The sequence below is a fragment of the Nonomuraea longispora genome (genome assembly GCF_004348345.1).
Taxonomy (GTDB): domain Bacteria; phylum Actinomycetota; class Actinomycetes; order Streptosporangiales; family Streptosporangiaceae; genus Nonomuraea; species Nonomuraea longispora.
The window spans coordinates 1-8195 of record NZ_SMJZ01000289.1 but is presented as its reverse complement, the minus strand read 5'-3'; the positions used below and the strand labels follow the sequence as shown (position 1 = coordinate 8195).

Below are 8195 nucleotides of genomic sequence, written 5' to 3'. Positions count from 1 at the left end.
GCCGGGGTGTTCCCCCGCCGCCCTGAGGTGGCCGGTCCTGCCGCGGGGCGGGGCCGGGGGCGGACTGCGGCGGTCCGGCCGTGCTCTGCGGCGAGGCCTCGGGCCAGGACATGGGCACCTCGGGGGAGGAGGCCACGGGCCACGAGGCCGGCACGTCCTGGCGAGGTGCGTCGGACCAGGAGGGAGCGGTGGCGTTCTGGGTGGAGCCCGCCGGCCATGAGGACGGCGCCGCGCCGTCCTGCGGCGGCAGGTCCGGCCAGTTGGGGCCGGTGGTGTTCTGGGGCGGCAGGTCCGGCCAGTTCGGGCCGGTGGTGCTCTGGGGCGGTTCGGGCCAGGCCGGGGAGGTGTCCTGCGGGGAGGCGGCGTGGCGGGATCGTCGTGGAGGTTCGGGCCAGGAGCCGTCGCTGCGCGGGGGCTCTGGCCACGCGGGGTCGTCGTGGGCGGGCGCCTCGGGCCACGATGTGGGAACGTCGGCCGCGTGCGAGCCGGACGACCGGCCACCGGATCCGTCGCGCTGCGGCGCGTCGGGCCAGGACGGCAGGTGTGGTCCGGAATCATCCGCTGCCATGGCCGGCCCTCCCCAGGTGGTGTCCGGATCTACCCTTATATCCGGATTTGACGTTCCAGGCATGATCTCATGGGATTTTCCAGGAGATGCAGGCTGTTCCGCAGCGAAACGAGCGAAGCCGTCAGGATCGGTCGGCGGATCCTGGAGCGGCAGGTCGGCATCCGGACGATCAGGCTCTGCTGGGTACACCACGGTGGCAAGGCTATTCTTCTGGGACGAAAGAGGTCACAACGGGTACATCACCTTCAGGTCTCACTGAACCCGAAGGATCCATTGTGCCCGCCGGCCTCGATCGAGTGTCCGCATTCAGCCGAAGAGGTGCGCTAGGCTTGACACATGCGTTCCGCGACCCTGCTTCTTAGCGGGCCGCGACGGCCCTGAAGATCTCGCCGTCGCGGCTCCACCCCTCGTTGTGTGCACGGGGGGTTTTCTTATGGGTCCGAGTCAATCCGAAGGACAGTAGCCGTGAGTGAGTACGATCCGCAGGCGCTGCAGGCCAAGTGGGAGCAGCGATGGGAGGAGCAGGACCCCTACCGGGCGAGCGAGGACCCGGCCGACCCCCGCGAGCGGCGCTACATGCTCGACATGTTCCCCTACCCGTCGGGTGACCTGCACATGGGCCACGGCGAGGTCTTCGCCATCGGTGACGTCATCGCGCGCTTCTGGATGCAGCAGGGCTACAACGTGCTGCACCCGATCGGGTGGGACTCCTTCGGACTCCCCGCGGAGAACGCCGCGATCCGGCGTAACACCCACCCGGCCGAATGGACCTACGCCAACATCGAGACGCAGGCTCACTCGTTCCGGCGTTACGGCGTCGCCTTCGACTGGTCGCGCCGCCTGCACACCAGCGACCCGGACTATTACCGGTGGAACCAGTGGCTGTTCAACCGGTTCTTCGAGCGCGGCCTGGCCTACCGCAAGGGCGGCCTGGTCAACTGGTGTCCCAACGACCAGACCGTGCTGGCCAACGAGCAGGTCGTGGCCGGCAGGTGCGAGCGCTGCGGCGCCGATGTCGTCCGCCGGGAGCTGACGCAGTGGTACTTCAAGATCACTGACTACGCGCAGCGCCTGCTGGACGACATGAAGCAGTTGGACGCCTGGCCCGAGCGGCTGCTGACCATGCAGCGCAACTGGATCGGCCGCTCCGAGGGCGCCGACGTGCTCTTCGAGATCGAGGGCCGCGACGAACCGGTCCACGTCTACACCACGCGGCCCGACACGCTGTTCGGCGCCACGTTCTTCGTGGTCGCCGCCGACGCCGCGCTGGCCGACGAGATCGTCACCGACGAGCACCGCGCCGACTTCGAGGCCTACCGCGCCGAGGTCGCCAAGCTGAGCGACATCGAGCGGCTGGCCACCGACAAGGAGAAGACGGGCGTCTTCCTGGGCCGCTACGCGACCAACCCGGTCAACGGCGAGCGCATCCCCGTCTGGGCGGCCGACTACGTGCTGTCCGACTACGGCCACGGCGCCATCATGGCCGTGCCCGCCCACGACCAGCGCGACCTGGACTTCGCGCTGAAGTTCGGGCTGCCCGTGAAGGTCGTCGTGCACACGGGTCTGGCCGACCCCGGCGAGACCGGCGAGGCCACGCCGGGCGAGGGCACGCTGGTCAACTCCGGGCCGCTCGACGGCCTGAGCAAGACCGAGGCCATCGCCAAGATCATTGAGATCCTGGAGGCCGACGGCAGGGGCACGGGCGCGGTCAACTTCCGGCTGCGCGACTGGCTGCTGTCCCGCCAGCGGTTCTGGGGCACGCCCATCCCGATCATCCACTGCCCCGACTGCGGCGAGGTGCCCGTCCCCGACGAGCAGCTGCCGGTCACCCTGCCCGACATGCGCGGCGAGGCGCTGGCGCCCAAGGGCGTCTCCCCGCTGGCCAGCGCCGCGGAGTGGGTCAACGTCCAGTGCCCCAAGTGCTCCGGTCCCGCCCAGCGCGACACCGACACGATGGACACCTTCGTCGACTCGTCGTGGTATTTCCTGCGTTACTGCTCGCCGGGCTACACCGACGGCCCGTTCGACCCCGAGCAGGTGCGCAAGTGGGGCCCGGTCGACCAGTACGTCGGCGGCATCGAGCACGCGGTGCTGCACCTGCTGTACTCCCGCTTCTTCACCAAGGTCCTGCACGACATGGGCATGGTCGACTTCACCGAGCCCTTCGTCCGCATGCTCAACCAGGGGCAGGTGATCAACGGCGGCAAGGCCATGTCGAAGTCCCTGGGCAACGGCGTGGACCTGGGCCAGCAGATCGACGAGTTCGGCGTCGACGCCGTGCGCCTGACCATGATCTTCGCCGGGCCGCCCGAGGACGACATCGACTGGGCCGACCTCTCGCCTGCCGCCTCGCAGAAGTTCCTGGCCCGCGCGCTGCGCGTGATGTCCGAGGTCACCAGCGAGCCGGGGGCGGCCTTCGAGGGCGGCGACACCGGCCTGCGCAGGGTCACCCACCGCACGATCGACGAGGTCACCAAGCTGGTCGAGTCCTACCGCTTCAACGTGGCGGTGGCGCGCATGATGGAGCTGACCTCGGCCGCGCGCAAGGCCATCGACTCCGGCCCGGGCCCGGCCGACCCGGCGGTGCGCGAGGCCGCCGAGACGCTGGCGATCATGCTGTCGCTGGTGACCCCCTACACCGCCGAGGAGGGCTGGGAGCGGCTGGGCCGCACCGGTCCCGTCGCCTCCGGCGGCTGGCCGGTGGCCGATCCGGCGCTGCTGGTGCAGGAGTCGGTCACCTGCGTGGTGCAGGTCGCGGGCAAGGTCCGCGACCGCCTGGAGGTCCCTCCCGGCATCGGCGAGGACGACCTGCGGGCGCTGGCCCTGGCCTCGGAGAAGGTCGCCGCCTACCTGGACAGGGCGCCTCGCAAGGTGATCGTCCGGGCGCCCAAGCTGGTCAACATCGTCCCCTAGAAGCCGCTAGAGCGCGCGCAGGGCCGGCAGCAGCTCCTTCTCCGCCCAGTCGAAGAAGGGCCGCTGCCGGTCGTGGCCGATCTGGACGAGCGCGATGTGGGTGTATCCCGCGTCGACGTACTTCCGCGCGGCCTGCACGACCGCGTCCACGTCGTCGCCGCAGGGCACGCTCCGGGCCACGTCCTCCGGGCGCACGGTGCCGGCGGCGGCGGCGAAGTTCACCGGTGCGGGCAGCTCGGCCATGACCTTCCAGCCGCCCGTCGACGCCCAGCGCCACAACGTGTGCGCGCGTTCCTTGGCGGCCTCGGCGTCGGTGTCGTAGGAGAGGGCGAGCTGGCCGTAGACGGGTTTGCCGTGGCCGCCCGCCGCGTGGAACTGCTGCACCACCTCCGGCAGCGGCTCGTTGACCACGAGTACGTCGCCGTGTGCGGCGGCGAGCTCGGCCGACTGCCCGCCGGAGGCGGCGATGCCGATCGGCACCGGCCGCTCCGGCAGGTCGTACAGCTTGGCGGAGTCGACGTCGTAGAACTCGCCCTGGCGGGTGACGTACTCGCCGCTGAAGAGCTCCCTGATGATCTGTACGGCCTCGGCGAACATCCGGTGCCTGGTGTCGACCGGGGGCCAGCCCTCGCCGATGACGTGTTCGTTGAGGTTCTCGCCCGCACCGAGGCCCAGGGTGAACCGGCCGCCGCTCAGCACGCCCATCGTGGCCGCCTTCTGCGCTACCACCGCCGGGTGGTAGCGCATGATGGGGCAGGTCACGTACGTCATGAGCGGGATCCGCTCGGTGACCTGGGCCGCCGCGCCCAGCACCGACCAGCAGTAGGGCGAGTGCCCCATCTCCTCCAGCCACGGGAAATAGTGGTCGGAGATGACCGCGTAGTCGAAGCCGGTCCGTTCGGCCGCCGCGGCGTAGTCGACCAGTTCGCGGGCCGGGGTCTGTTCGGACATCAGGGTGTAGCCGATTTGTACCATGTGTCCGGACTACCCCTGTTCGCCGGGCTTAGTGTCCAGGAACGGCAGATCATCATGGACGGTGGTCGCGCATCTCCTCGGCCACCAGGCCCAGCCCGATGCCCAGCAGCCAGACGTCCTTGGCGATCGCGATGCCCTGCTCGGTGGGGCGCAGGCTGCCCTCCTGGCGCAGGCCGGGCGTCTTGAGATACAGGCCGAGCAGCCCAGCGGCGAAGCCCGTCAGCGCGGCCCCCGCGAGGAACGACGGCACGAGCGGCACCAGCAGGGCCACGCCGAGGGTGATCTCCGTCTTGGACAGCAGCTTGGTGAAGGTGGACGGGGGCACCTTGCGCAGGAACGGGTAGGTGCCCGAGGCCATGCCGTGCAGGCTCGCGGCGGTGTCCTCGTCGGCGCCTGACTTGCTGAGACCGGAGTTGAGGATGACGGCCGCGGCGGCCAGCCGGGGCGGGATCTGGTGCGGGCGGACGAGGATCTTCATGATGCCTCACAGGGATAGGGAAGCCGGAAAAGGCCACATTCCCCCACATGACTGGCGCATCCCGGACTTGACCGTTCCGGGGACAGGGCGAGTTCGCTGGGGAGAGAATTCTTGGGTCGGCCTTGGTCTCGCGCATTAGTGTGCATCTGTGACAAATGGCGCATACCTCAGATACCCGCACCTGTACGGTGACGTGGTCACCTTCGTCGCCGACGACGACGTCTGGCTCGCACCCCTGACTGGAGGCAGAGCCTGGCGCTTCACCGCAGACCGCGTACCGGTGTCGCATCCGAGATTCTCGCCCGACGGCAGCCGCATCGCGTGGACCAGCGGCAAGGAGGGCGCTCCCGAGGTGTTCGCGGCCGAGATCGACGGTCCGGAGGGCGAACGGCTGACCCATTGGGGCAACACGACCGGCGTGCGCGGATGGACCCCGGACGGCGACGTGCTCGCGGTCAGCCCCGCCGGGCAGAGCGACCACAGCAGGAGCTGGGCCTACGCGGTGCCCCTCGACGGAGGGCCCGCCACGCGCCTGCCGTACGGGTGGGTGAGCGACGTCGCCGTCAACGGCGCGCAGGTGGCGACCGTGTCGTCCATGTGGCGGGAGCCGTCGCAGTGGAAGCGCTACCGAGGCGGCACGGCGGGCAAGATCTGGGTCGACGCCGCCGGCGACGGGGAGTTCACCAGGCTGTTCGCCGACAGCACGGCCCAGTACTGGTCGGTCGGCTGGGTGGGCGACAGGATCGTGTTCCTGGCCGACATCGACGGCGTCGGCAACCTCCACTCCGCCCGGCCCGACGGCTCCGACCTGCGCAAGCACAGCTCACACGAGGAGTTCTACGCCCGCCACGCCACCGGTGACGGCGAGCGGGTCATCTACAGCCACGCCGGCGACCTGTGGCTGCTGGAGAGCCTCGACGCCGAGCCGTACCGGCTGGACGTGCGGCTGGGCGGGCCCCGCCCAGGGCGGGCCCGGCGGCCGGCGCCCCTGCGGGCGGGCTCGTTCTCGCCCGACGGCTCCGGACGGGCCAGCGCCGTGGAGATCCGCGGCACCGCCCACTGGGTGACCCACCGCGACGGCCCCGCCGGCGTGCTGCGGGCCGAACCCGGCGTCCGCGTACGGCTGCCGCAGGCCCTCGACTCCCGCGGCCGGGCCGTGTGGGTGTCCGACGCCGGCGGCGAGGACGGGCTGGAGGTCGGCACGCCCGGTGGCGAGGTCAGGACCCTGGCCACCGGGCAACTCGGCCGCGTGCTCGAACTGGCGGCCGCCCCCGACGGCCGGCACGTGGCGGTGGCCACCCACGACGGGCGGCTGCTCGTCGCCGACCTCGAATCCGGCGACCTCCGCGAGCTCGACCGCACCACGCAGGGAGACGTCAGCAGCCTGACGTTCTCGCCCGACTCGGGCTGGCTGGCCTGGGTGCACCCGCACCAGCCGCCGCTGTCACAGATCAAGATCGGGCGCGTCGACGGGACCTCCGTGATCGACGTGACCCCGGTGCGGTTCGCCGACTACGACCCCGTCTTCACCAAGGACGGCAGACACCTGGCGTTCCTGTCGATCCGGACGTTCGACCCCGTCTACGACGTCCACGGCTTCGACCTGTCGTTCCCCCAAGGGTGCCGCCCCTACCTCGTGCCGCTGCAGGCCGGCACGCCGTCGCCGTTCGACCCCTCGCTGCAGGGCCGCGGCTTCAACGGCGAGGACGACAAACCCGCCAAGGACGACGCCGCCAAGGACGCCGCGCCGCCGCGCACCGAGGTCGACCCCGACGGCATCGCCTCCCGCGTGGTGCCGGTTCCGGTGCCCGCCGCGATCTACGGCAACCTGCGCACCGCCAAGGACGCCCTCCTCTGGCTGCGCCACCCGCTCACCGGCCGCCTGGGCGACGGCACCGAGTCCGAGAACGACACCGTGCTCGAACGGTACGACCTGAAGAAGCGCGCCAAAGCCGAGCTCGGCAAGGAGGTGCGTTCGTTCGAGGTGAGCGGCGACGGGGCGAGGCTCGTCACCAACGGCAAGAACGGCCTGCAGACCCGCGCCGCCACCGAAGGGGACGAGGTCGTCACCATCGACCTCGACCGCGTCACCGTCCAGATCGACCCGGTCGCCGAATGGCGGCAGGGCTTCCGCGAGGCCGGGCGGCTCATGCGCGACCACTTCTGGCGCGAGGACATGAACGGCGTCGACTGGCAGGCCGTGCTCGACCGCTACGAGCCGCTGATCGACCGCATCGGCTCCCACTCCGAGCTGATCGACCTGCTCTGGGAGGCCCAGGGCGAGCTGGGCACCTCGCACGCCTACGCCGCGGCGGCCGGCGGCGGCTCCGACCCCCGCCGCCGCCAGGGACTGCTCGGCGCCGACCTGGCCAGGGACGACGACGGCGTGTGGCGGGTCACCCGCATCCTGCCCGGCGAGTCGTCCGACCCCGCCGCCCGCTCGCCGCTGCTCGCTCCGGGCATCGCGGTCCGTCCCGGCGACGCGATCACCGCCGTCGGCGGCCGCCCCGTCGACCCGGTACGCGGGCCGCTGGCCCTCCTGGCCGGCACCGCCGACCAGCCCACCGAGCTGACCATCCGCCCCGCCTCAGGAGGCGAGCCGCGCCGCGTCGTCGTCAACCCCATCGCCGACGAGACACAGCTGCGCTACCACGACTGGGTGGAGGAACGCCGCGCCCGCGTCAGGGAGGCCTCCGGTGGCCGGCTCGGCTACCTGCACGTCCCCGACATGGTGGCCTCGGGGTGGGCGCAGTTCCACCGCGACCTGCGTACCGAGATGGCCCGCGACGGGCTCATCGTGGACGTCCGCGAGAACAGCGGCGGGCACCTGTCAGAGCTGGTGCTGGAGAAACTGTCCAGGAAGGTCTCCGCGTGGTCGCTGGTCCGCGGGTACGAGCCGATGCGCTACCCGGAGGACTCGCCGCGCGGGCCGATCGTGACCGTAACCGACGAGTTCGCCGCCTCCGACGGCGACATCGTCAGCGCCGGCATCAGGAACCGCGGGATCGGGCCGCTCGTGGGCACGCGGACGTGGGGCGGCGTGATCGGCATCGACTCGCGCTACACCCTCGTCGACGGGACCCGGGTGACGCAGCCGCGCTACTCGTTCTGGATCGAAGGCCCGGGGTGGGGTGTGGAGAACTACGGGGTCGACCCCGACATCGAAGTGGTGATCACCCCGCAGGACCGGGTCGCGGGACGTGACCCGCAGCTCGACAAGGCGATCGAGCTGGCCATGGCCGCTCTGGAGGAGAACCCGCC

General features: G+C 71.1%; 4 protein-coding genes and 1 pseudogene. 2 read left to right on the top strand and 3 right to left on the bottom strand.

Translation table 11 applies throughout. The features are described from left to right. A pseudogene (locus E1267_RS40920) lies at nt 1-568 on the bottom strand (hypothetical protein); the annotation flags it as partial. Nucleotides 569-1033: 465 nt separating this feature from the next. On the opposite strand from E1267_RS40920, the gene leuS reads away from it, so the two are divergent. Beyond that, nucleotides 1034-3481 (top strand): leucine--tRNA ligase, encoded by a 2448-nt coding sequence (gene leuS / locus E1267_RS40915; protein WP_246064642.1) that lies wholly within the window; start codon nt 1034-1036, stop codon nt 3479-3481. A 6-nt stretch (nt 3482-3487) separates the two neighbouring features. Here the strand turns inward: leuS and E1267_RS40910 are convergent, their stop codons facing one another. Next, complete coding sequence (locus E1267_RS40910) at nt 3488-4456, bottom strand: TIGR03557 family F420-dependent LLM class oxidoreductase (protein ID WP_132341247.1); 969 nt, start codon at nt 4454-4456, stop codon at nt 3488-3490. Nucleotides 4457-4508: 52 nt separating this feature from the next. Further along, entirely contained in the window at nt 4509-4934 is a 426-nt protein-coding gene (locus E1267_RS40905) for a hypothetical protein (RefSeq protein WP_132341245.1), read from the bottom strand. A gap of 148 nt (nt 4935-5082) precedes the next feature. Here E1267_RS40905 and E1267_RS40900 point away from each other — a divergent pair. Then, a partial coding sequence (locus E1267_RS40900; protein ID WP_132341243.1) for a S41 family peptidase occupies nt 5083-8195 on the top strand: 3113 nt, incomplete at its 3' end.

Coding starts and splice junctions, on each gene's coding strand:
- E1267_RS40905 (WP_132341245.1), bottom strand. CDS start 4,934: ATGAAGATCCTCGTCCGCCCGCACCAGATCCCGCCCCGGCTGGCCGCC.
- E1267_RS40910 (WP_132341247.1), bottom strand. CDS start 4,456: ATGGTACAAATCGGCTACACCCTGATGTCCGAACAGACCCCGGCCCGC.